A 23,577-nucleotide genomic window follows, 5' to 3' on the forward strand; every position below is an offset into this window, starting at 1 on the left:
CTCTTCTGGCCCGGATGCTCACTGACTTCCTTGTCTGGCAGTACCAGAGGCAGGATTATTGTTATTTTTTATCCGCGCCAGCCCTCGGATGAGGAACCAGACGCCCCCGCAGGCCAGCAGGCCGCAGGCGATGTTGAGCCAGGCCAGCGCGGCGAATCCCTGCAGGGCGCCGCCGTCGTCGGAGACCAGGTATTTGGCCGAGAGCAGGCTGCCGAGCCCGGCCGCCACATTGGTGACCGTGCCCTGGAATGACATGAAGGCGGCGCGCTGATGGGGCGCCGGAATGGCGGCCGTGATGGCGAGCGTGGTGCTGGCGCGGGCCGAGCTCAGCGCCATGAACAGGGTAAACAGCAGGTAGACGGGCAGGCCGACCGGCAGCGCGAAACCGAGCAGGGTGACCAGTGCCAGCAGCAGGCTGGTGAGCAGGATGGCGCCCTGGGCCTTGCCTCTATCGATCCAGCCGCCGCACAGGCGCATGGTGGCCATGCTGGCGAGCCCGCCGCACAGATAGAGGGCGGCGATCTGCTCGCGCGGGAAGCCGAGGTTGAACTGGAAATAGTTGGCAAAGTGCGGGATCACCAGGAAGTGGCCGAACATCTGCAGACAGAGGATGCACAGGGCCCCCTGGCACAGGGGCGAGGCGAGCAACTGGCGCAGACCGCTGCCCTGGGGGGAGCGGGTCACCGGCAGGGACGGCAGCAGGCGGGCGCAGATCAGGGCCAGCAGCAGGCCACTCGTGCCAAACAGCAGGAAGGGGCTCTGCCAGCCGAGCCACTGGGCCAGGATCAGGGCGACGGGCACGATCAGGATGGCGGCCAGGGAAAACGCCATGCCGACGTAGGCGAGGCGGCGCCCCCGCTCGGCGGTTGGCACCAGATCCAGCACCGCGGCCATCAGGATGGCGGAGAGCGGACCGGCCACGCAGCCCGACAGAATGAACAGCAACAGCAGTTGCTGGCTGTCTTGCACCAGGGCGCAGGCCATCAGCAGCAGGAAGCGCAGGCTCAGCAGCAGCAGCAGGGCGGGTTTGCGATCGAAGCGGTCGAGCCAGGGAGCGGCGATAATACCCATGAGGGCGGCCCCCAGGGTGGCCCCGCCGCTGAAGTAGCCGGTCTGCTCCGGCGCCATGCCGAGGCTGATGACTAGATCGGGCCCGAGCGGCATGACCATCATCATGCTTCCCATGGAGAGCATGTTGATCAGCATCGCCAGATGAATGGCAGCGGGGGTGCTGGAAACGGCAATAACTGGCTTCATCAGAGGCTGGCTCGAAAAAATGAGTCCGAATTGTATCCGAGCGATCTTGTTGTGACAACAAATGATAACCATTTCTATTCAGGTTTTTTAAATCTCCTTGTGAGTCTTGTTTTCAGGGCCGAAATGGCCTCGCCGGGCGTTTCAAGGGGGGCGAAACTGAACAAGAGAGAGACTGTCCCGCGCGCTGCCGTCATGGCAGTAACGCGTCAGCGATGGATGATGGCAAACTGTCATGAGGCAGGGGTTGCGGCGAAGAGAGGCGATGATGAAACAGTGGCGTTGGATCTGGGTACTGTGGTGCTGCGGGCTCTGGGTGTTGCCCGTACGGGCCGAGGTGAAGGTGATCCCGGTGTTTGAGGCAGAGGGGATGGTGCGGACCCTGAAGGAGATCTACCCCGAGCTTGGGGTGAGTGCCATGGGCAACCAGCTGGTGCTGAGCGGCAGTGCGGCGCAGCTGCAGGAGGCCGAGACGACCCTGAACCAGCTCAATCAGCCGCCCCAGAGTCTGCTCATCGAGTGGCGGGTGGAGGGGGCCTCAAGCGGTCAGCAGCTGGGGGTTGGCATCAGCAATGATAACGCCAGGCGACAGTGGCTGGCGGAGGGCAAGGGGCAAAGCTACCAGCGCAGCCAGAATGCCAGCTGGCAGGTGCGCGGTCTGTCGGGTCGGCCTGTGCTGTTGCAGATGGGATCCTATCAGCCGGTGACCTTCTATCGCTGGCAGGGAGGCCGGGTGGTGGGCATGGTGCCGCTGATCAACGGCCTCTACGCCACCGCCACCCTGATAGGGGACAGGGTACAGATAGCGCTCAGCAGCGAGCAGGCCAGGCTGGAGCAAGGCACCATTCGCGGCGGTCAGAGTGCCACCGAGGTGAGCGGTGCCCCCGGTCAGTGGCTGACGGTGGGGGAGCTGTCCACCAGCCAGGAGGGCAGTGGGGCCGAACTCTCGAACCAGTCACGAGTTGGCATGGCCAGCGGCAGCGAGCGCCAGACTCTGCAAATCCGGGTCACTCGCCAATAACGGCGCCGTGCGTCTGATCGGTTTGCCAGCTGCCGCCCTGATCAGCCCTGCCCGTGGGGCTGATCGACGGCGTATTCCCGGATCTGGCGGCTGCGTAGCAGATACCAGAGCGCCCAGAGGCTGCCGATCAGCACCAGGGCGGTGGGCCAGCTGAACGACCACTTCTGCAGATTCAGGCTGTGCAACTGCATCACCAGGCCGCTCAAAGTGGAGCTAAGCAGCAGGCCGCGGCTGTGGCGTCTGAGCCAGGCGCGAACGCTGTGGGTCTGCTGATGGGTGCCGCCGCAGGCGAGCAGCGCCAGCATGGCGGGCACGTCGGTCAGCAGGCTGATGTAGAGGCTCATCCTGTCCGGGTAGAAGAGGCTCAGGATGGCGCTGCCGCTCTCGCGGGTCACCCCCGCCATCAGAAACAACCAGACCGAACGGGTCAGCAGCAGGGCGATGGGCCAGAACCAGATCGGCGGCCGCAACTGGCCATGATCGTCGTAGCGGTGTTCGGGATAGAGGGTCATAAGGGCCCTTGAGTTGCCGGATGATGCTGGTGATAGGGGGGATATGGGGCGACAGCGCGCCCTTTACAAGCGAGGCGCGGGGCAGAAATTAATCGGGGAGCCACGGCTCCCTGATTTGCATTCGCGGGCCTGGCATGTCGATGTGCGCGTTACAGCCAGCCCTTGCGCTTGAAGAACAGGCCGGTGCCGAGCGACGACATCACCATCAGCACCAGCGACATCTGATAGCCATACTCCCAGGCGAGCTCCGGCATGCGGCCGAAGTTCATGCCGTAGATGCTGGCGATCAGGGTCGGTGGCAGGAAGATCACCGCGGCCACCGAGAAGATCTTGATCACCTTGTTCTGCTCCAGATTGGTCACCCCCATGGAGGCCTCCAGCTGGAAGTTGATCTTGTCGAACAGGAACTGGGTGTGGGGCAGCAGGGATTCCACGTCGTGCAGCATCTCGTCGATCCACTTGTTCTGCTCGCCAGTCATGCGCTGGCGCAGGCTGCGCTTGAGGAAGCGCAGGGCGCGCCGGGTATCGTGCAGGGAGAGACGGATCTGGCCGTTGGCCTCTTCCTGGGCCATCAGCTCCTTGAGCATGGCATTGATCTGATCCGGCTCGAAGATCTGATCGGCGGTGTTCTCCAGGGTCTTGTAGCCGTCCTCGATGAGATCGGAGAGGTATTCCACCTTGAGGTTCTGCACCTCCAGCAGGATGTCGAGGGCATTCTCCACCTCCAGCCTGTCTTGGCGCATGTAGTGACGCAGCAGGCGCACCAGGCCGATGTCATCCTCGCGGATGCTGATCAGCAGGTTGTTGCGCAGGGTGAAGGAGACGTGGACACCCTTGGTGTCACGGCCGATCCGCTGGGGGAACAGGGAGTGAATGTGCAGACCATCGGTATCCCAGTAGAAACGGGCGGACGCCTCTATGTCGTCCAGCTCCTCCTTGTCGGGAACCTCCTCCAGGAACAGGCCCGTCAACCATTCTCGCTCCGCCGTGTCCGGCTTGTAGGCATCCAGCCAGACGGTGTTGTCAGGCACTATGTCGTCAGGCCCGAGCGTGACTATGTCCAGCACCTTGTTATTGAGAATGTAGGCGGTGATCATCTGTTCCCCCTTAGTAAGTCATGGGTAATCAGGGATGGTTGCACAGGTTCATGGGCCTTAGAGCGCATAGAAAGCGATCCCATGGAAAGCATAACGAGGCCGATGGACAACCTGAATGCGGCGAACTATACAGGGGCTCGCCGCGCTTGTCAGGGCCTATTCATCTGGCTTGCAGCCTGTTTGCACAAAAAAACGGCGAGGTCGGATCAGCTGCCGTGGCCGGCATAACCGGGCCCGGACGGGGGGAAGTCGGGGGATTAATTGACCAGGATCCCTGCTGTTGCAGGGATCACATATTGGGGTAGTTGGGCCCCGAGCCCCCTGGGACGGCGTCCAGAGGATATGCTGGGTCCGAGCATCCTCGATGTCAGGGCCCAGGCCACAGCTGTTACATATTGGGGTAGTTCGGGCCAGAGCCCCCCTGGGGGGGCGTCCAGAGGATGTTCTGGCTCGGATCCTTGATGTCGCAGGTCTTGCAGTGGATGCAGTTGGCCGCGTTGATCTGCAGCCGTGGCTGGCCCTGTGTCTCCAGGATCTCGAAGACGCCGGCCGGGCAGTAGCGCTGGGCCGGCTCCGCCCAGGTCGGCAGGTTCACCTCCACCGGGATGCGCGCATCCTGCAACCGCAGGTGACAGGGTTGATCCTCGTCGTGGCTGGTGTTGGCCAGATACACCGAGGAGAGCTTGTCGAAGCTGAGCCGCCCGTCCGGCTTGGGATAGTTGATGGGCCGGCAACGGCTGGCCAGGCGCAGCTGGCGGTAGTCCGGCTCCCGATCCAGCAGGCTGAAGGGAGAGCCCTTGCCCGATCTGGCAAACAGCCGCTGCTCCAGCCAGTTGAAGGCGCCACCGAGCCAGGGGCCCCAGCGGTGCAGCGCCGCGCCGAAGTTGCGGGCGGTTTTCAGCTCCTGCGCCAGCCAGCTCAGCTGCAGTTCATCCCCATACTGGGCCAGATCCCGGCCCCCCTCATCCCCCCCGCGCAGGCTCATGGCCACCGTCTTCGCCGCCAGCATGGCTGACTTCATGGCGGTGTGAATGCCCTTGATGCGGGAAAAATCCAGGGTGCCCGCGTCGCAGCCGATGAGCAGCCCGCCGGGGAAGTGCATGCGCGGCAGCGAGTGCCAGCCCCCCTTGGCGATGGCCCGGGCGCCGTAGCTGATGCGCTCGCCCCCGCTCAGGGTCTGGGCAATGAGCGGGTGGTGCTTGAGGCGCTGGAACTCGTCGAACGGGCTGAGCCAGGGATTCTGGTAGTTGAGATCGACGATGAGGCCGACCGCCACCTGATTATCCGCCAGATGATAGAGGTAGAAGCCGCCCTGGCTCTTGTTGCCTCCGTCCTCGCCGAGCGGCCAGCCGCTGCCGTGCAGCACGCGGCCGGGCTGGGACTGGCCGGCAGGCACCTGCCACAGCTCCTTGAAACCGATGGCATAGTGCTGCGGTTGGTGCTGCGGCTGGGCGCCGTTTTCCAGCTGGAAATCGTTGATCAGCTGCTTGCCGAGGTGGCCGCGGGCCCCCTCGGCGAACAGGGTGTAGCGGCCATAGAGCGCCATGCCGGGCACGTGATCCGCCTTGGGCACGCCGTCCCGATCCAGCCCGAGATCGCCGGTGATCACCCCCCTTATCCTGTTCTCTTCCACGATGAGCTCGCTGGCCACGAAGCCGGGGTAGATCTCGACCCCGAGCGACTCGGCCTCCCGGCCGAGCCAGCGGCAGAGGTTGCCGAGGCTGACGATGTGGCAGCCGTCGTTGTGCATACGGGGCGGCACCGCCCAGTGGGGCAGCTGCAGGGCGCGGCTCTCGCTTCGCAGCAGATGTACCTGGTCATCTGTGACCGGCACGCCGAGGGGGGCCTGCTGCCAGCGGTCCGGCAGCAGCTCCTTGAGGGCGACGGGATCGAGCAGGGCGCCGGAGAGCAGATGGGCGCCGATTTCCGCCCCTTTCTCCAGCAGGCAGACCGCGAGATCCGGGCTGTGCTGCTTCAGTGCGATGGCGGCACTGAGGCCAGCCGGGCCGCCACCGACGATGACGACATCAAATTCCATTGCTTCGCGTTCCATCTTGCCTCTGCGCTCGACTTGGCCTAGGGTAGTGCTGGTAGTTTACGTAAACGTAAAGCATTTTGTAAGCACAAAAGTGTGAGGACCTGTTCACGACCTGTGACAAGAAGTCGTCAGCAAGGTAAAGAGCAGCGCAGGAACCGGAGCGTATAGACATACGTGAGGATGCCGAGCAGCACATGAGCCTTGATCACGGCCTCGCAGTAAGATCGTGGACAGGTTCTGAGAGTGCAAAATGGATTCACTCAACCGATACGAGGTATGACCGCCATGAAGCTGCTGGTCGCTGTCAAACGGGTCGTTGATTACAACGTCAAGATCCGGGTCAAGGGCGATGGCTCCGATGTGGAGCTCGCCAACGTGAAGATGGGCATCAACCCGTTCTGTGAAATCGCGGTGGAGGAGGGGGTGCGGCTGCGCGAAGCCGGGGTCGCGAGCGAGCTGGTGGTGGTCAGCTTCGGGCCGCAAGCGGCAGCCGAGCAACTGCGCCATGCCCTGGCGCTGGGGGCGGACAGGGCGCTGCACTATCTCACGGACGAGGGCGGCACCGCCGAGGCACTGACCCCGCTGACGGTGGCGCGCGCCCTGCAACGGGTCTGTGAGCAGGAGCAGCCGGACCTGGTGCTGCTCGGCAAGCAGTCCATCGATTCCGACAACAATCAGGTCGGCCAGATGCTCGCGGCCCTCCAGGACTGGCCGCTCGCCACCTTCGCCTCCGTCGTCAGGCTGGTCGAGGGGGAGCTGCAGGTGACCCGCGAGATCGATGGTGGCCTGGAGACTCTCGGCATGCCGCTGCCCGCCGTGGTCACCGTGGATCTGCGGCTGAACGAGCCCCGCTTCGCGTCGCTCCCCAACATCATGAAGGCCAAGCGCAAGCCGCTGGAGAGCCAGCCGTTTGCGGCGCTCGGTGTCGAGCCCGCCGCCCAAACCCGGCTGCTCGGGGTGATGGCACCCGCGGTGCGCAGCGCCGGCGTGCGGGTCGGCTCCGTGGATGAGCTGGTGGACAAACTCAGAAACGAAGCCAAGGTGCTGCCATGAGCGCCCTGGTGATGGTGGAACCCATCGGGTGCCAGCCTGTTGCCGGAATAGCTGGTGTGGCGGGCAAACTCAACAACGAAGCTAAGGTGCTGCCATGAGCGTACTGGTCATAGTCGAACATCATCAGGGCCGGCTCGCCGACAACGCGGCCCAGCTGGTCACGGCGGCGACGCAGCTCGGCGGTGAGCTGCACCTGTTGCTGCTGGGGCAGGGGCTGACCGAGGCGGCCGAGCAGGCGGCGGCGCTGCGAGGGGTGAGCCGGGTCTTGCTGGCGGAGCACCCCATGCTGGCAGAGGGGCTCAACGACGGCGTCGATGCCTGGCTGGTCGGGCTGGCGCGGGACTATCAACACTGCCTGATGGCGGCGAGCTGTCATGGCAAGGATCTGCTGCCGCGGTTGGCGGCCCGGCTCGGGGTGGAGATGATCTCCGAGGTGACTGGCATTGAAGGGCCCGATACCTTCCTGCGCCCCATCTACGCGGGCAATGCCATCGCCAGGGTAGCAAGCTCGGCGCCCGTCAAGGTGCTCACCATCAGACCGACGGCCTTTGCCAAGGCGGGCAGCGGTACTGAGCTGGCCCCCAGCTCGCGGGTGCCGGTGCCCGAGCTGGGCTGCCGCACCCGCCTCATCGAGCGGCGCGCCGTGCGATCCGCCCGGCCCGAACTCGGCGCGGCGCGGGTGGTGGTCTCGGGGGGGCGGGCACTGGGCTCGAAGGAGCAGTTCGCCCTGATCGAGGCCCTGGCCGACAAGCTGGGGGCCGCGGTCGGTGCCTCCCGGGCGGCGGTGGATGCCGGCTTCGTGGCCAACGATCTGCAGGTGGGTCAGACCGGCAAGGTGGTGGCGCCCGAGCTCTATATCGCGGTCGGCATCTCGGGGGCCATCCAGCATCTGGCGGGGATGAAGGAGTCGAAGGTGATAGTCGCCATCAACAAGGATCCCGAGGCTCCCATCTTCCAGGTGGCGGACTATGGCCTGGTGGGGGACCTGTTCAGCCTGCTGCCTGAGCTCACCGCCAAGCTGTAGCCTGGTCGCGGTGAGCGGCCCCTAGGCATCCTCGCCATGTCGGCATTGATGTCGCACAAGCCCTGACCCGTTCAGGGCTTTTTCTATGGCGCCCGGGCCAGCCCCGCGGGACAAAAGCTTGCGCCAGATCCCAAAAAGCCTTTGATCCGGTGGGGGCCTCTCGTGTAAAAACGTTCAAGTCATCGATTACTCTCATCCACTCACGGAAAGCGTCATGAGCAAACAGATTTACAACTTCTGCGCCGGCCCCGCCATGTTGCCGGTTGAAGTCATGGAGCGCGCCCAGCGCGAATTTTGTAATTTCCAGGGGCTGGGAGCCTCGGTCATGGAGCTGTCCCATCGCGGCAAGCCCTACATGGCGGTCGCCGAGAAGGCCGAGGCTGACCTGCGCGAGTTGCTGGCGGTGCCGGCCAACTACAAGGTGCTGTTCATGCATGGCGGTGGTCGTGGCCAGTTCTCCGCGGTGCCCATGAACCTGCTCGGCGGCGCCAACAAGAAGGCGGATTACCTGCTGACCGGCGTCTGGGCCCAGAGCGCCGTGGATGAAGCCCACAAGTATGGCGATATCCAGACCTTCCAGGGGGTGGCCAAGAATGCGCAGGGGATAAGCCACCTGCTGCCGACCCCGGCGTTTCGCGCCGACGCGGCCTATGTGCACTACTGCCCGAACGAAACCATTGATGGCATAGAGATGTTCGACATCCCGGCCACCGGCGACGTGCCCCTGGTGGCGGACTTCTCCTCCACCATCCTCTCCCGTCCCATCGACGTGAGCCGCTTCGGCATCATCTACGCTGGCGCCCAGAAGAACATCGGCCCCTCCGGCCTCGCCATCGCCATAGTGCGCGACGACTTGCTGAGCCAGGCGAGAGCCGACGTGCCCTCGATCTTTGACTACCAGCTCACCGCCAAGAACGACTCCATGTTCAACACCCCGCCCACCTACGCCTGGTATCTGGCCGGGCTGGTGTTCGAGTGGCTGAAAGAACAGGGCGGGCTCGAGGCGATGGCAGCGCGCAACAAGGAGAAGGCCGATTTCCTCTACGGCTATCTCGATCAGTCCAGCTTCTATGGCAACCAGGTGGATACGGCCTGTCGCTCGCGCATGAACATCCCGTTCCAGCTCAAGAACGCCGAGTTGGACAAGCTGTTCCTGGCCGAGTCGGAGGCGTCCGGTCTACTGGCGCTGAAGGGGCACCGCATCGTCGGCGGCATGCGTGCCAGCCTCTACAACGCCATGCCGCTGGAGGGGGTCAAGGCCCTGGTCAGCTTTATGGATGGCTTTGCCAAGCGCCACGGCTGAGGCGTGTTCCCCTAATTGCAAGGCGCCGGGGACTCCCCGGCGTCTGTTTTTCCGGTGGATCCTGACCGCCCGCATCAGCGGCCCGGTTTTTGTGCCAAGAGTAGTCTTGCCGCGCAGAACGCAGGCTGTTAACGTCCGGTCAGGTGATTTAATTGAGATAGTACAGGAAGTCTATGAATTCGTTGCGTTTGGAACCCATTTCTCGTGTGGCTGGCGTGGTCAATCTGCCTGGCTCCAAAAGTGTCTCTAACCGTGCCCTGCTGCTGGCAGCCCTGGCGCGGGGCACCACCCGGCTGACCAACCTGCTCGACAGCGATGACATCCGTCATATGCTGGCGGCGCTGACCCAGCTCGGCGTCAAGTACAAGCTCTCCGCCGACAAGACAGAGTGTACGGTGCACGGCCTGGGTCGCAGCTTCGCGGTGAAGGAGCCGGTCAACCTCTTCCTCGGCAACGCCGGCACCGCCATGCGCCCGCTCTGCGCGGCGCTGTGTCTGGGATCCGGTGAATACATGCTGGGCGGTGAGCCGCGCATGGAAGAGCGCCCCATCGGTCATCTGGTGGATGCCCTGCGTGAAGCCGGCGCTCACATCCAGTACCTGAAGAAAGATGGCTACCCGCCGCTGGTGGTAGATGCCAAGGGACTCTGGGGCGGCGATGTGCACGTCGACGGCTCCGTCTCCAGCCAGTTCCTGACCGCCTTCCTGATGGCGGCCCCCATGGCGGCCGGCGATACCCGCATCCACATCAAGGGGGAGCTGGTCTCCAAGCCCTACATCGACATCACCCTGCACATCATGAAGCAGTTCGGGGTGGTCATCGAACACGACGACTACAAGCTGTTCTACATCAAGGGTAACCAGACCTATGTCAGCCCCGGTGACTTCCTGGTGGAAGGGGATGCCTCCAGCGCCTCCTACTTCCTCGCGGCGGGCGCCATCAAGGGCAAGGTGCGGGTGACCGGCATCGGCAAGCACAGCATCCAGGGCGACATTCACTTCGCCGACGTGCTGGAGAAGATGGGGGCAAAGATCACCTGGGGTGACGACTTCATCGAGGCACAGCAGGCTCCGCTGCACGGCATCGACATGGACATGAACCAGATCCCGGACGCGGCCATGACCATCGCCACCACGGCGCTGTTTGCCGAGGGGCCGACCTCCATTCGCAACATCTACAACTGGCGGGTGAAGGAGACCGATCGCTTGCACGCCATGGCGACCGAGCTGCGCAAGCTGGGTGTGGAGGTGGAGGAGGGGCATGACTTCATCACCGTCACCCCGCCAACGCAGCTGCAACACGCGGCGATCGACACCTACAACGATCACCGCATCGCCATGTGCTTCTCGCTGGTGGCGCTGTCGGATACGGCGGTGACCATCAACGATCCGGGTTGTACCTCCAAGACCTTCCCGGACTATTTCGACAAGTTGGCCGGCATCAGCCAGGCCGTCTAACCCCGTCGGGCCCGCCTCAGTGCGGGCCTTTTCACTTCCTGCCTCCCTAGCATCATTTCTGTAACTTGCAAGATCACCTCTAAAAATTCTTCCATTGGCAATGTAATTTTCTATTTACACCGTCCCGCCGTAGGGCTAGATTGAGATCTCTCTATCGCAGTCATCTAGCAGGAAATCTTGTCATGCAGCATCAAACCGACGACGTTCGAATCAGTGAAATCAAAGAGTTATTGCCCCCGGTTGCGGTGCTCGAGAAGTTTCCGGCGACCGAGACCGCCTCATCGACCGTCTTTGAATCCCGTCAGGCCATTCATCAGATCCTGGCCGGCGAAGATCAGCGCCTGCTGGTGGTGATCGGCCCCTGCTCCATCCACGATCCCCTGGCCGCGCTGGAATATGGCAAGCGCCTCAAGGCCTTGCGTGATGAGCTCAAGGGGTCGCTCGAGATAGTGATGCGGGTCTACTTCGAGAAGCCGCGCACCACCGTGGGCTGGAAGGGGCTGATCAACGACCCTTACCTCGACAACAGCTGCCAGATCAACGACGGCCTGCGCATCGGTCGCAAGCTGCTGCTGGATCTCAACGACATGGGGCTGCCGACCGCCTCCGAATTCCTCGACATGATCACGCCGCAATACATGGCGGATCTGATGAGCTGGGGCGCCATCGGTGCCCGCACCACCGAATCCCAGGTGCACCGCGAGCTGGCCTCCGGTCTCTCCTGCCCGGTCGGATTCAAGAACGGCACCGACGGCACCATCAAGGTCGCCATCGACGCCATCGGCGCGGCCAGTGCGCCGCACCACTTCCTGTCGGTGACCAAGTACGGCCACTCCGCCATCGTCTCCACCCGGGGCAACCCGGATTGCCACATCATACTGCGCGGTGGCCGCGAGCCGAACTACAGCGCCGCCCACGTGGATGAGGTGGTGAAGGGGCTGGACAAGGCCGGTCTGCCGCAGAAGGTGATGATCGACTTCAGCCACGCCAACAGCAGCAAGCAGTTCAAGAATCAGATGATAGTGGCCGAGGACGTGGCCGATCAGCTGCGCGCCGGCAGCAAGGCGGTGTTCGGCGTCATGGTGGAGAGCCACCTGGTGGAAGGGCGCCAGGATCTGGTGGAAGGCTGCGAACTCACCTTCGGTCAGAGCATCACGGACGCGTGCATCAACTGGGCCGATACCGAGGTGCTGCTGCGCAACCTGGCCGATGCGGTGGCGACCCGCAACGCGCTCTGAGCACAGCGCCAGCGGGCAATGGCCCGCTCATGGCAGCCATAAAAAAAGCGCGACCTCTGGTCGCGCTTTTTGTTGCTCTGAATGCCTGAATACAGGCGTTTACTTGGCGCGGGTCTGATGACCGCGCAAGCGAATGTTGATCATCTCCACCACCAGCGAGAAGGCCATGGCGAAGTAGATGTAACCCTTCGGAATGTGCATATCCAGCCCTTCGCCCACCAGCGCGACACCGACCAGGATCAGGAAGGATAGCGCCAGCATCTTGATGGTGGGGTGCTCGTCGACGAAGTCACCGATGGCCTTGGCGGCAAACATCATGACCCCGACGGCGATCATGATGGCCAGCACCATGACGGGCACGTGGTCCGCCATGCCGACGGCGGTGATGACGGAATCCAGGCTGAAGATGATGTCGAGGATGGCGATCTGTACCAGTGTCGACATGAAGCCGGCGGTCTTGCTCACCATCCCCTGCTCGTCGGCGGCCCCTTCCAGGCTCTGGTGGATCTCGTGGGTGCTCTTGGCGATGAGGAACAGGCCCCCCACCAGCAGGATCATATCCCGGCCCGAGATGGCCTCGTCGAACAGGCTGAACAGCGGATGGGTGAGTCGCATCACCCAGGCCAGTGACAGCAGCAGCAGGATACGGGTACCCATGGCCAGCCCCAGCCCCAGGATCCTAGCGCGCTGACGCTGGGCCTCCGGTAGCCGGCCGACCAGGATGGAGATAAAGATGATGTTGTCGATGCCCAATACGATCTCGAGCAGGGTGAGGGTAGCGAGCGCGACCCAGGCAGAGGGATCAGCAATCCATTCCAGCATGATTGAACCTTGGTTAAAAAATTGAAGCAGCGCATTCTAGCAGGCCGACTTGGCTTGTCCCATAGCGGCGAACAGATAAAATAGCGGCGATCAGAGGGAGAGAATCATGTTTCGTTTAGGGCTCATTATCAACCCGGTCGCCGGCATCGGCGGGGCGGTCGGCCTCAAGGGCAGCGACGGTGTCGTGGCCGAGGCGCTGGCGCGGGGCGCGGTGCCAAAGGCGCAGGAGCGGGCCCGTCAGGCCCTGCTGCCGCTCTGTCAGCTGACAAAATCCTTCGAGCTGCTGACGGTGGCGGGCGACATGGGGGGGACGCTTGCCGAGTCGCTCGGGTTGCCCCATCGCATCGTCCATCGACCCGCCGCCGGCTCCACCAGCGCCGCCGACACCCGCACCGCCGCCGAGCTGATGCGGGCGGCTGGGGTGGATTTGCTGCTGTTCGCCGGCGGCGATGGCACCGCCAGGGATATCTGCGCCGCGGTGGGGGAGTCCTGCCATGTGCTCGGCATTCCGGCCGGGTGCAAGATCCACTCCGGGGTGTACGGGGTGACCCCGGCCGCCAGCGGTCGGGTGGTGGCGCGGATGATAGGCGGTGAGCTGCTGAGCCTGGTGGATGCCGAGGTGATGGACATCGACGAAGAGGCGTTTCGGGCGGGCAAGGTGCGCGCCCGTCACTATGGCCAGCTGCTGGTGCCGGGCGATCTGCGCTACGTACAGGCGGTCAAGCAGGGCGGGCGGGAGTCCGAGGAGCTGGTGCTGGCCGATCTCGCCGCCGGGGTGGTGGAGCAGATGGAGGCCGATACCCTCTATCTGATGGGATCCGGCAGCACGGTCGCCGCCTGCATGGGGGAGCTGGGGCTGGAAAATACCTTGCTCGGTGTGGATCTGGTGGAAAATGGCCGGCTTATCGGGCAGGATCTGTCCGCCGCGGACATCCTGACCCGGATCCGCGGTCGTCGCTGCCGCCTGATCATTACCCTGATCGGTGGCCAGGGACATCTGTTCGGGCGCGGAAATCAGCAACTGAGTCCAGAGGTGATCCGGGCCGTCGGGCGGGACCATATCCAGGTTCTCGCCACCAAAGCCAAGCTGGCGGCACTCGATGGTCGTCCGCTGCTGGTGGATACCGATGACCCGGCACTGAACCGGTCGTTAAGTGGTTATCTGCGGATAACCACCGGATACAAGGATCAGGTCATCTACCCGGTGGCCAACCCGGAATAGGACATCAAGGATGCGGCTGGCCTGGCGCCAGAGAGCCGCGATCAATCGGATCGCGGTTCCACTCCCCGAATTATTTTGCCGGCAACTTATTGCCAGCCACTCTGAAAATGAGGCTGCGTTACATGACGATTCACGATTTTGAGCACAAGTTGTTGGGACTGATCGACACCATGGTCGCCACGGCCAGCGAAGACGATCTGTTTGCGGGCGGTTATCTGCGCGGCCACATCTCGCTGGCGGTGGCGCGAGCCGAGCTGGAAGGCAAGACCCTGGTGCGGGATGTAAAGAGCTATGTATTGCGCAGCCTGAACGAGGCCATCTTGCAGGGTGAGCTGTCCGAGCAGGACGAGGTGCTGGTGCAGGACATGTGGAGACGGCTGCAGCAGCAGGCGGAAGCTTGATCCCCCACACAATTCAAACAGAAGTTTGAGTAATCTGCTTCCCTGAGTGTTATCAAAAGGTTAATAATGAGTCTTGCCTTTTGTTTCAGGGATTAAACTATGGCCTCCTCCTCACGCATTGCCACCAAACTGCCGCTCGAGATGCTCTATCACTGGGAGCGGCAGTGTCCTGACCGGATCTATCTCAGACAGACCATCCACCGTGAATACCGCGACTTCAGCTGGTCGGAAGTGGCGGATCAGGCGCGGCGCATGGTGACGGCCCTGCGCGAGCTGGGGCTGGTGTCCGGCGACAAGGTAGCGCTGCTTTCCAAGAACTGTGCCGAGTGGTTCATCGCCGATCTGGCGATGCAGATGGGGCAGTATGTGAGCGTGCCCATCTACCCGACCGCCAACGTCGACACCATCGAATACGTACTGCGTCACAGCGAGGCCAAGGCGATCTTCGTCGGCAAGCTGGACGACTGGAAGAGCCAGGAGGCCGGCGTTCCCGCCGACCTGCTGCGCATCGCCTTCCCCTATGACACCATGCCGGCCGCCTTGCAATGGGACAAGTTGCTGGCGGCGCACGCCCCTATTCCCGATAGCCCGGTGCAGGCGCCGGACTCCCTGCTGAGCCTGGTCTACACCTCCGGCAGCACCGGCAAGCCCAAGGGCGCCATGCTGAGCGTCGAGCGCTACGCCTGGTCGTGCGAGAAGCTGGTGGAGGCGGTGGCACTGACCGACGCCGATCGCGGCTTCTCCTACCTGCCGCTGGCTCACATCACCGAGCGGGTCTACATCTATGGCGGCAGCCTGTTCAGCGGCGCCACCATCGCCTTCCCCGAATCCCTCGATACCTTCATCGACGACGTCAAGCGCTGCCGTCCCACGGTGTTCATCTCGGTGCCGCGGCTGTGGGCCATGTTCCGCATCAAGATCCTCGAGAAGCTGCCCCAGAAGAAGCTCGCCCTGCTGCTCAAGATCCCGCTGGTCTCGACCCTGATCAAGCGCAAGCTGAGCAAGGGGCTGGGGCTGGATCAGGCGCGGGTACTCGGCTGTGGCTCGGCCCCGGTGGCGCCGGCCCTGCTGCAGTGGTATTACAGCATCGGCATCAACATCACCGAGGCCTGGGGCATGACCGAAAACCACGCCTTCTCCACCCTCAACTATCCATTCAGGGCCGACAAGATAGGCACGGTCGGCAAGGCGGGGCCCGGGGTCGAGATCCGCATCTCGGACGAGGGGGAGATCCTCTGTCGCTGTGAAGGCATGATGCTGGGTTACTACAAGGATCCCGAGCACAGCGCCGAGGCCATCGACGCCGATGGCTGGCTCCACACCGGCGACATGGGCAAGCTGGACAGGGAGGGCTACCTCACCATCACCGGCCGCATGAAGGACGTGTTCAAGACCGCCAAGGGCAAGTACGTGGCGCCTGTGCCCATCGAGGGGTTGCTGGGGCAGGAGCCCATCATAGAGCAGCTGTGCGTCATCGGTTATGGCATGCCGCAGCCAGTCGCCCTGGTGCAACTGGCCGAGAGTGCCATGAGAGGGGACAGGGCCGAGGTCAATGCCCAGCTGGAGGCCGCCCGCAAGCGGGTCAACGATCAGCTGGAGTCCCATGCCAGGATCCGCGGCATCCTGGTGGTCAAGGCCCCCTGGAACATCGAGAACGGGGTGCTGACCCCGACCATGAAGATCCGCCGCCACCTGCTGGAGCAGAAATACGCGGATATCGGCGAGCGCTGGTCCGGCGGCGAGAGCATTATCTGGGAGTCCTGATCAATCCGGGACTCGCGAGCAGAAATAGAAAGGGGAGCCAGTGGCTCCCCTTTTTGATGGGCTCATGGGCGACGCTGGCGTCAGACCGCCCGGTATTCCAGCTCGACTGAGCCCAGCGCCTTGAGGGTGGACTGGGCCGCATCCCGCTGGCTGATCTGGCCCTGCTTGTTCTCCAGCAGCACGGCGCGGCGCACCCTGGTGAGCTCCTCGCCGTTCAGCACGGCGTGGGCGCAGGCCATCTGCATCGGGGGGAGGCTGGGGTTGAAGGCGGCGTTCTCGGCGTAACGACCGCAGAAGATGCGGCCGTCGGCGAACTGCAGCGCCACCGCGGCGTAACCCTGGCTGTAGGGGGCGTAGCTCTGGCGGGCGGCGGCCAGCGCGGCCTGCCACAGGGGATCGTCGCTCTCCAGCACCAGCTCATGGTGGGCCTGCGGGCTCATCAGGGCATCTGTGATGTCGAGATCCGCCGGGCCGAACGAGTGGGGCAGGAAGGATTGCAGCTCGCTCAGGTCGTCCGGCAGGGAGACCTTCAGGGTCTTGGCGGTGCTCAGCTCGTTCATGAACTGGCGGCAGTGGCCGCAGGGGGTGTAGTTGACGGTGATCTCGGAGATCCCGGTCTCGCCACCCAGCCAGGCGTTGGAGATGGCAGACTGCTCGGCGTGCACCGAGTGGAACAGCCCCTGGCCGGCGAACTCCATGTTGGCGCCCAGGTACCAGGTACCACTCAGGCCGCAGGCGATGGCGCCGACGAAGAACTTGGAGATGGGGGCGACCGAGCAGGCGGCGGCCAGCGGCAGCAGGGCGAGGCGCAGGGCGCGATCCTCCAGCCCGGTGGCGGCGCTCAGGGTGGTGATCTGCTCGGGGCTGAAACGGGCCTGGAAATCGTCGCCCAGCATGGGCAGCAGTGCTGCCTGCAGCGGGGCAGACAGGGTCTCGAGTGGCTTGGCAAAACGGGGATGCATACTGTGTCCTCAAAGGCCAATTGGGGGGCCATTGTAGGGAGCAAGCGCGGCGAAATGTGTGAGCGCGCTCACGCCTTGGTGGGCAAAGGGCCGGCGATGTTAAAGGAAACGTTTGTCTTGCGCAATCTGTGCGTCAGCTCCCAGCACGGGGAGTCTTAAGTGTCACCTGAGTATGAGTGGGCGTTTGACTGGAAAGCGAGCAATGGCCGCCAGGGCGGCCATTGCAGGGGCAGCGTGGGGTGGTCTCAGGTCAGCCAGTGGTAGATGGCAAACAGCAGCGGGGCCACGGCGGCGGTGAGGATGCCGCACACCACCATGGCCAGCGACGAGAAGGCGCCCTGGGTGACCCCCTTCTCGGCGGAGGTGGCGGTGCCGATGGCGTGGGCGCAGGCCCCCATGGCGAGGCCCTGGGCTTCCGGGTCGGTCACTTTCAGTAGTTTGAGCAGCGGATAGCCGATCAGGGCACCGATAATCCCCACTATGACCACCACGGCCGCCGCGATGGCGGGGATGCCGCCCAGCGACTGGCTGACGCTCATGGCGAGCGGGGTGGTGATGGACTTGGTGGCAAGCGAGGCCAGCAGCGCCGGATCTGCCCCCATCAGATGGCCGATCAGCAGAGTAGTGCAGACCGAGATCAGCACAGAGGCCAGGGTGCAGACCAGGATGGGTTTGAGCCTTGAGCGGATCTGGCGGGCCTGCTGATAGAGCGGCAGCGCCAGCGCGACCACCGCCGGCTCCAGCAGCGCCGTGATGGGGAAGGTGCCGTGCTGGTACTGATCCAGCGGCAGATCCAGCCAGAGCAGCAGGCCGATGATGACGGCCGTGGGGATCAGCACGGGGTTGACGATGGGCCAGGGCAGGCGGCGATAGAGCGCCCGGGTCATGAAATAGAGCGCCAGGGTCAGCGGAATGGCGAGCCAGAACATCATGGCAGCCTCCTGGTCATGGCCGAGAGGAACGGCATGAGTGGCAGGGCGAACGAGGGGATCATTGCTTGTTCATCCTCTGGTAGAGGTGGCCGACGGTGGCGAGGATCAGCACTATCCCCAGCACGACGCAGAGCATGATGAGCCCGAAGGATTGACGCAGGGGCTCGAGCCAGGCCACCAGCCCGACCGCCACCGGCACGAACAGGACCCCCATGTGGCGCAGCAGCAGGCCGGCACCCTGTTCGACCCAGTGCAGCTTGATGAGTTGCAGGGAGAGCAGCACGAACAGCAGCAGCATGCCGATGATGCTGCCGGGGAAGGCGAAGGGCAGCAGGGCCGCCAGGGTTTTGCCTGTCAGCAGGCAGGCGAGGATGACCATGAAGTCACGAAGGTACAGCAGGGTGCGTTGAAGCAGCACGGGGGCCTCATCTTGGCAACTGTGAGCGAGGTCGCAGTTTAGCAGAGCGCAGGGGTCACAGAACAGGGTCAACTGACCCACAGACGATACAATGGCGACCCATCGCCGCCGTTTTTCCGCGTCTTATCATGAGGAGATCCCATGTCGTATCCTGCTCTCTTGTCCGTGCTGCGCCAGTGGCCCGCCGATCCCGCCCTGCCGTCCCATCTGCTGCAGACCCGCCAGTGGGACGGCCCCCTGTGCCGGGTAAGGCTGGATAACACCGGCGCCACCCCTGAGCCCGTGCAGGACTGGCTGCTGTTTGACGGCGAGCTGGGCATCCCCCCCGAGGCGGCCATCTATGGGGAGGGCTTCCAGATGCTGGCCCAGACCATGGGCACTTGGCAGCGCCCCGAGCCGGTCGGGCGCTGCCCGGATGCGGGTGTCTATCGCATTACGGCGGACGAGGGCTATCACAGCGTCCACAACCTGCTGCTGGTCGAGCGGGCGCAGGGCTGGCTGTTGCTCGCCTTCGCCAGCTGTCAGCGTTTTGGCGGCGAGTTTCGGCTCTACCCCGAGGGTCGCCTGCAGATCCTGATGAATGGCGAGGGGCGCTCGCTCGCGCCGGGCCAGCACTGGCAGAGCGAGGCGCTGATCTGTCTGGAGGGGCCGGACAGGGAGGCCCTGCTCGGGGAGCTGGCGAGCCGAGTCGAGACCGAGCACGGCAGCCTGGTGGCCCAGGTGCCCGCGCGGCCGAGCGGCTGGTGCTCCTGGTATCACTACTATGCAGAGGTGAGTGCGGCGGATATTCGCGAGAACCTCGCGGTGCGGGCCGAGCGTTTCCCGGGGCTGCGCTACGTGCAGATAGACGATGGCTACCAGGCCAGGATGGGGGACTGGCTCACTCCCTCCGCCAAGTTCGAGCAGGGGGTCGCGCCGCTCGCGGCCGAGATCCGGGCGGCGGGTTGCGAGCCCGCGCTCTGGGTCGCCCCCTTTATTGCCGAGCCGGGCTCCCGGGTATTTCAGGATCACCCCGACTGGTTCGTGAAGGGGAATGACGGCCTGCCGTTACCCTCCGAGCGGGTGACCTACGGCGGCTGGCGCTGCACCCCCTGGTATGTGCTTGATGGCTCCCACCCCGAGGTGCAGGCCCACCTCGAGCGGGTGTTCCGGACCCTGCGCGAGCAGTGGGGCATCCACTATTTCAAGCTGGACGCCAACTTCTGGGGCGCCATCCACGGCGGCCACTTCTGCGATCCGTCCGCCACCCGGGTGGAGGCTTATCGCCGTGGCATGGCGGCCGTGCTGCGCGGGGCGGGTGAGGGCGCCTTCCTGCTCGGCTGCAACGCCCCCCTCTGGCCCAGCCTGGGGCTGGTGCACGGCATGCGGGTGAGCGACGACGTGGAGCGCCAGGGCCCGCGTTTTCGCCAGATAGCCCGGGAAGCCTTCTGCCGCGCCTGGCAGAACGACCGGCTCTGGGCGCTGGATCCCGACTGCGTCTGCCTGCGCGACTTGCCCAATCAGCAGGCCGGCGCGTTCGACTACCAGTTCCACCTGGCCGCCCTGGTGGCGAGCGGTGGCATGGTGCTGGCCGGCGACCGGCTGCAGGATCTCGATGAGCTGCAGGGGGCGCAACTGCTCAGGCTGCTGGCCCTGTGCGAGGCGCGCACGCCGGCGGCCCGCTTCGATGACATGGGCTTCTCCCGTGGGCGGGTGGCCCTGCCCGGGGGCGGCGAGCTGCTCTGCCTGTTCAACTGGGGCGAGCAGGCGAAGAGGCTCGCGCTGCCGGCGGGGGGCACGGATTTCTGGGACGACAGCCCGCTGGGCGACGCCCTTGTGCTGCAGGGGGGCCAGGGGCGGGTGATCCGCTACGCCTGAGGCTAGCGCCATACAAAAAGGCTCCCGACGGGAGCCTTTTTGTATGGTAAGGGGTCTGGCAGACGGCTTAGAAGTGCCACTCCATCCCGATGGCGTAGTTGGCGGAGCCATAGCCCGGGATCTCGTTGCTGGAGGCCAGCGCCTTGAGGGTCAGGCGGGCGCTCAGGGGAATGCCGAGCCCCATGCCGATGGCGACCTCGTCACTCTGATCCCCCATCATGTCGACGCGCAGGGTGCGGTAGAGGGAGAGATCCTGGCTCATCTGGGCATAGATCTGGGAGGATTTGTTGTAGAGCTGGCCGAAGATCTCCATCTGGAAGCCGTTCTGCGGGGTGATCGCGAGCGGGATCCCGGCGAAGCGGTAGAGATCGGAGTGGTTGAAATAGCTGTTGACGATCTGGGGCGTGAAGTCGGTCTGCTGATAGAGGTTGCTGAAGTTGCGTTCGATCAGCTGATAGGTCTGCTCCGGCAGACGCAGCAGATAGTCCGGTACCTCGAAACGGCTCCCCGCCATGGCGGCCGATGGCAGCAGGGTGCAGCTGATAAGCGTTAGAGCAGTGAGTCCGGAGCGCATCAAGATCCCCAAGGGTCGAAAGCAAGGCATCCATGCCAGCCGTGCATACAAGTAATTAAATTGTCAGGAGTCTTGGCTCCCTTGCTCATTATGTCGTGAGCGCAGGGAGCGTACAGGTTTTTTACTGTGAAACGGCTCACATCTCATAGATCTTCGAGGTAGTGATAGAGGCTCTTGAGGATGGCAAAGTTCCGTTCGTTACCCTGGTTCTGCTCCGCCAGCGCCTCGAGGCGTGGCACATAATCCGGCAGACGGCTGCTGAAGTAGTCGCTGCAGTGAAGGCGCCAGCGCTTCTGCTCCGCCTCGCTCAGGGTGTGCGGCCAGTTGCGGGCACGGTAGCGGAACAGCATCTCCGGCAGACGCGGATCGCTGAAGGCAAATTCCCGCTCGCCCAGCAGTTCCGCCGGGGTGGCCCGCACCAGATCCAGGGCGGCCTTGTCGCCGTGACCAAAGAAACCGGCGTAGAGCTGGGTATCGGGGTCGCCGTCGTTGCTGCCGGCAAACTCCTGATTGAACACCTCCACCAGTTTTTCCCGCACTTCGGGGTGGGCCCGCAGCAGATCCAGGCTCTTGCGGCACTGCTCGCGGTTGACCCCGAGCTCGTCGGCCCGAGCCGGGGTCAGGGTCGCGGCGGGGGCCAGCACCGGGCACTTGTTGATGTGCACCAGCTTGATCGGAATGCCCGCCAGCTCCCCCAGCTCCTCTTTTTTGGTGTAGAGCCGCTCGCGGATCTCGTCGCTGGAGAGCTCGATGAGCGGGCTGGGGTCACGGGTGAGATCCACCATGATCACCGCATTCTGATTGGTCGGATGCCAGGCCAGTGGTGACACCCAGCTCACGCAGCCCTGCCAGGGAGAGAACATGCCCGAGACATGGACCAGTGGCTTCATGGTCACCACGTCGATCAGCGCCTTCACCTTGTTTTTGTTGCGCAGGGAAAACAGGTAATCAAACAGCTTGGGCTGGGCACTCTTCACCAGCTTGGCCAGCTCTATGGTGGCCAGCACGTCCGACAGCGCATCGTGGGCATTGGCATGGGCGACGCCGTTGGCCACCGTCAACTTCTCCAGCCGGAAGCTCGGCTTGCCTTCCTCATCGAAGGCCCAGGTGATCCCCTCCGGGCGCAGGGCATAGCAGGCCCGCAGCATGTCGAGGATGTCCCAGCGGGAGTTGCCGTTCTGCCAGGCGTAGGCATAGGGGTCGTAGAAGTTGCGATACAGGGTGTAGCGGGTCACCTCGTCATCGAAGCGGATGCTGTTGTAGCCCAGCACGCAGGTGTTCGGAGTGGCGAACTGCTCGTGGATCTGGCGGATGAAGTCCGCCTCGCACAGCCCGTCCTTCATCGCCTTCTGCGGCGTGATGCCGGTGATGAGGCAGGCCTCGGGCTCAGGCAGGTAATCCGCCGGCGGCTTGCAGTAGATCACCAGCGGCTCGCCGATGACGTTGAAATCCGCATCGGTGCGAATGCCAGCGAACTGCGCCGGTCTGTCCCGCGCCGGGCTGATGCCGAAGGTCTCGTAGTCGTGGAAGTAGAAGGTGGGCTCGCTGCCTGGCTGTGCTGTTTTGCTCATGTTGTTCGAGATGGGCTGTCCGATGGCGGCGCCATGGCGCCTGGGTGGGCGGTGCCATGCACCGCAGTTGCCAGCATGGTAAACCATAGCGCAGGCAGAGCGAAGCCTGGGGCGGTTGCCTGCTGTTTTAATGGGCAGTGCTATTTGGCTATATCCCTCACTTTCTGCTCCACCTGATGGGCGATGGCCCGAATATGTGCCAGTTCCAGCGTGCCGACGCGCAACTGTGGCAGCACCTTGGGCAGCGCGGCGGCACTGACGACATAGGGGGCAGTCGCCTTCTGATGCAGTTCGACATACCAGCCGGGTAGCACCAGGATCCCGCCCACCGGCACATCGGTGCCAGTGGCGCTATTGAGCCAGTTGCGCACCGAGGTGACGTTGCGCCTGACCTGCTCCAGCGGCTCGGTTTCCACATGGTTCGGGAAGTGAAGCGCATTGTTTTCCACCCTGACCTTGAACTGCTTGGTGCCGTCGTTGATGGGTTTGGAGCGACCCTTGGTCTCGACCACGAAGACGCCATTGGGGGAGATGATCAGATGATCGATGTTGAAGCCATCGAACGGGATATCGTGATAGACCCGATAGGGATGATCATTTGGCCTGACCAGATACTCGAGCTCCTGGCCCACCGCCAGCTCACAGGCATAGCCGAGTTTCAGATGTTGCAGGTGTCTGATGACTTTATAGATGCGATAGGAAAAGTAGCTAAAGGCACCCGCAGCCATCCCCCCGAGAATCACCAGTTGGCTGAGCGATACCCGAGTGCCGTCGAGGGTGTTTTTTAACAATGCCAGCAGGGCAATCATGAGCAACATCAATGGGGTCATCAACATGAGGCCGAAGAGATCGATCCTCTGATCATCGATCTGTTCTTGCAGGGTATGACCTGCCGGCCTGAGCAGATCCCTGGTCAGCGGACTGGTGTGATGTCGCTTGTACCTCTTCATGATGATCGTCATGACGCCCATCAGTAAAAAGATGGGACCTAAAAAGAGCAGGGCAATAGCCAGAATCGATGTGACTACAGAGGGGAGTTCCATTCCATCTCCTTGAA

At 63.7% G+C, this 23,577-nt stretch carries 21 protein-coding genes; 10 read left to right on the top strand and 11 right to left on the bottom strand.

Annotation, left to right across the window (positions count from 1 at the left end):
* Positions 1-18 precede the first annotated feature (18 nt).
* Entirely contained in the window at positions 19-1,257 is a 1,239-nt protein-coding gene (locus EL255_RS08800; RefSeq protein ID WP_042653556.1) for an MFS transporter, read from the bottom strand.
* A gap of 265 nt (positions 1,258-1,522) precedes the next feature.
* On the opposite strand from EL255_RS08800, the gene EL255_RS08805 reads away from it, so the two are divergent.
* Entirely contained in the window at positions 1,523-2,275 is a 753-nt protein-coding gene (locus tag EL255_RS08805) for a hypothetical protein (protein WP_042653754.1), read from the top strand.
* A gap of 41 nt (positions 2,276-2,316) precedes the next feature.
* Here EL255_RS08805 and EL255_RS08810 read toward each other — a convergent pair whose 3' ends face one another.
* From EL255_RS08810 to EL255_RS08820, 3 genes are all read right to left on the bottom strand, one after another.
* Positions 2,317-2,787 (bottom strand): DUF2919 domain-containing protein, encoded by a 471-nt coding sequence (locus EL255_RS08810; RefSeq protein ID WP_042653557.1) that lies wholly within the window; start codon positions 2,785-2,787, stop codon positions 2,317-2,319.
* 149 nt (positions 2,788-2,936) lie between these two features.
* Positions 2,937-3,884, bottom strand: coding sequence for a magnesium/cobalt transporter CorA (gene corA / locus EL255_RS08815; RefSeq protein WP_042653558.1), 948 nt, complete (start codon positions 3,882-3,884; stop codon positions 2,937-2,939).
* Between the two features lie 388 nt (positions 3,885-4,272).
* Positions 4,273-5,937: an electron transfer flavoprotein-ubiquinone oxidoreductase gene (locus tag EL255_RS08820; RefSeq protein WP_042653559.1), complete on the bottom strand. Its 1,665-nt coding sequence runs from the start codon at positions 5,935-5,937 to the stop codon at positions 4,273-4,275.
* A gap of 270 nt (positions 5,938-6,207) precedes the next feature.
* Between EL255_RS08820 and EL255_RS08825 the strand changes: the two genes are divergently transcribed.
* From EL255_RS08825 to aroG, 5 genes are all read left to right on the top strand, one after another.
* Positions 6,208-6,975 (top strand): electron transfer flavoprotein subunit beta/FixA family protein, encoded by a 768-nt coding sequence (locus EL255_RS08825; RefSeq protein WP_042653755.1) that lies wholly within the window; start codon positions 6,208-6,210, stop codon positions 6,973-6,975.
* Positions 6,976-7,069: 94 nt separating this feature from the next.
* Positions 7,070-7,999 (top strand): electron transfer flavoprotein subunit alpha/FixB family protein, encoded by a 930-nt coding sequence (locus EL255_RS08830; protein WP_042653560.1) that lies wholly within the window; start codon positions 7,070-7,072, stop codon positions 7,997-7,999.
* A 214-nt stretch (positions 8,000-8,213) separates the two neighbouring features.
* Positions 8,214-9,302, top strand: a complete 1,089-nt coding sequence (gene serC / locus EL255_RS08835; RefSeq protein ID WP_042653561.1) for a 3-phosphoserine/phosphohydroxythreonine transaminase — start codon at positions 8,214-8,216, stop codon at positions 9,300-9,302.
* A 173-nt stretch (positions 9,303-9,475) separates the two neighbouring features.
* Complete coding sequence (aroA, locus tag EL255_RS08840; RefSeq protein ID WP_042653562.1) at positions 9,476-10,759, top strand: 3-phosphoshikimate 1-carboxyvinyltransferase; 1,284 nt, start codon at positions 9,476-9,478, stop codon at positions 10,757-10,759.
* A 182-nt stretch (positions 10,760-10,941) separates the two neighbouring features.
* Positions 10,942-11,997, top strand: coding sequence for a 3-deoxy-7-phosphoheptulonate synthase AroG (aroG, locus tag EL255_RS08845; RefSeq protein ID WP_042653563.1), 1,056 nt, complete (start codon positions 10,942-10,944; stop codon positions 11,995-11,997).
* A gap of 99 nt (positions 11,998-12,096) precedes the next feature.
* Here aroG and EL255_RS08850 read toward each other — a convergent pair whose 3' ends face one another.
* The gene (locus EL255_RS08850) at positions 12,097-12,819 is read right to left on the bottom strand and encodes a TerC family protein (protein ID WP_042653564.1); all 723 of its coding nucleotides are present in this window, start codon (positions 12,817-12,819) and stop codon (positions 12,097-12,099) included.
* A 106-nt stretch (positions 12,820-12,925) separates the two neighbouring features.
* Between EL255_RS08850 and EL255_RS08855 the strand changes: the two genes are divergently transcribed.
* The 3 genes from EL255_RS08855 (at position 12,926) to EL255_RS08865 (ending at position 16,206) form a co-directional block, all read left to right on the top strand.
* Positions 12,926-14,041 carry an ATP-NAD kinase family protein gene (locus EL255_RS08855; protein WP_042653565.1) on the top strand — a complete coding sequence of 372 codons (1,116 nt, stop codon included), beginning with the start codon at positions 12,926-12,928 and terminating at the stop codon, positions 14,039-14,041.
* A gap of 122 nt (positions 14,042-14,163) precedes the next feature.
* Positions 14,164-14,442, top strand: coding sequence for a YfcL family protein (locus EL255_RS08860; protein ID WP_042653566.1), 279 nt, complete (start codon positions 14,164-14,166; stop codon positions 14,440-14,442).
* 99 nt (positions 14,443-14,541) lie between these two features.
* The gene (locus EL255_RS08865) at positions 14,542-16,206 is read left to right on the top strand and encodes an AMP-binding protein (RefSeq protein WP_042653567.1); all 1,665 of its coding nucleotides are present in this window, start codon (positions 14,542-14,544) and stop codon (positions 16,204-16,206) included.
* Positions 16,207-16,286: 80 nt separating this feature from the next.
* Here the strand turns inward: EL255_RS08865 and cdd are convergent, their stop codons facing one another.
* From cdd to EL255_RS08880, 3 genes are all read right to left on the bottom strand, one after another.
* Positions 16,287-17,168: a cytidine deaminase gene (gene cdd, locus EL255_RS08870; protein WP_042653568.1), complete on the bottom strand. Its 882-nt coding sequence runs from the start codon at positions 17,166-17,168 to the stop codon at positions 16,287-16,289.
* A 245-nt stretch (positions 17,169-17,413) separates the two neighbouring features.
* A complete protein-coding gene (locus EL255_RS08875) occupies positions 17,414-18,100 on the bottom strand; it encodes an LrgB family protein (RefSeq protein WP_042653569.1) in 687 nt (228 codons plus the stop codon).
* 58 nt (positions 18,101-18,158) lie between these two features.
* Positions 18,159-18,518 carry a CidA/LrgA family protein gene (locus EL255_RS08880; RefSeq protein WP_042653570.1) on the bottom strand — a complete coding sequence of 120 codons (360 nt, stop codon included), beginning with the start codon at positions 18,516-18,518 and terminating at the stop codon, positions 18,159-18,161.
* A 141-nt stretch (positions 18,519-18,659) separates the two neighbouring features.
* On the opposite strand from EL255_RS08880, the gene EL255_RS08885 reads away from it, so the two are divergent.
* Complete coding sequence (locus tag EL255_RS08885) at positions 18,660-20,375, top strand: glycoside hydrolase family 36 protein (RefSeq protein ID WP_042653571.1); 1,716 nt, start codon at positions 18,660-18,662, stop codon at positions 20,373-20,375.
* Positions 20,376-20,442: 67 nt separating this feature from the next.
* On the opposite strand, the gene EL255_RS08890 is transcribed toward EL255_RS08885, so the two are convergent.
* From EL255_RS08890 to EL255_RS08900, 3 genes are all read right to left on the bottom strand, one after another.
* Positions 20,443-20,949 (bottom strand): hypothetical protein, encoded by a 507-nt coding sequence (locus EL255_RS08890; protein WP_042653572.1) that lies wholly within the window; start codon positions 20,947-20,949, stop codon positions 20,443-20,445.
* 143 nt (positions 20,950-21,092) lie between these two features.
* Positions 21,093-22,520, bottom strand: coding sequence for an exodeoxyribonuclease I (gene sbcB / locus EL255_RS08895; RefSeq protein ID WP_042653573.1), 1,428 nt, complete (start codon positions 22,518-22,520; stop codon positions 21,093-21,095).
* Between the two features lie 140 nt (positions 22,521-22,660).
* A complete protein-coding gene (locus EL255_RS08900) occupies positions 22,661-23,563 on the bottom strand; it encodes a nuclease-related domain-containing protein (RefSeq protein WP_042653574.1) in 903 nt (300 codons plus the stop codon).
* Positions 23,564-23,577: the final 14 nt, after the last annotated feature.

This window comes from Aeromonas encheleia (genome assembly GCF_900637545.1).
GTDB lineage: Bacteria > Pseudomonadota > Gammaproteobacteria > Enterobacterales > Aeromonadaceae > Aeromonas > Aeromonas encheleia.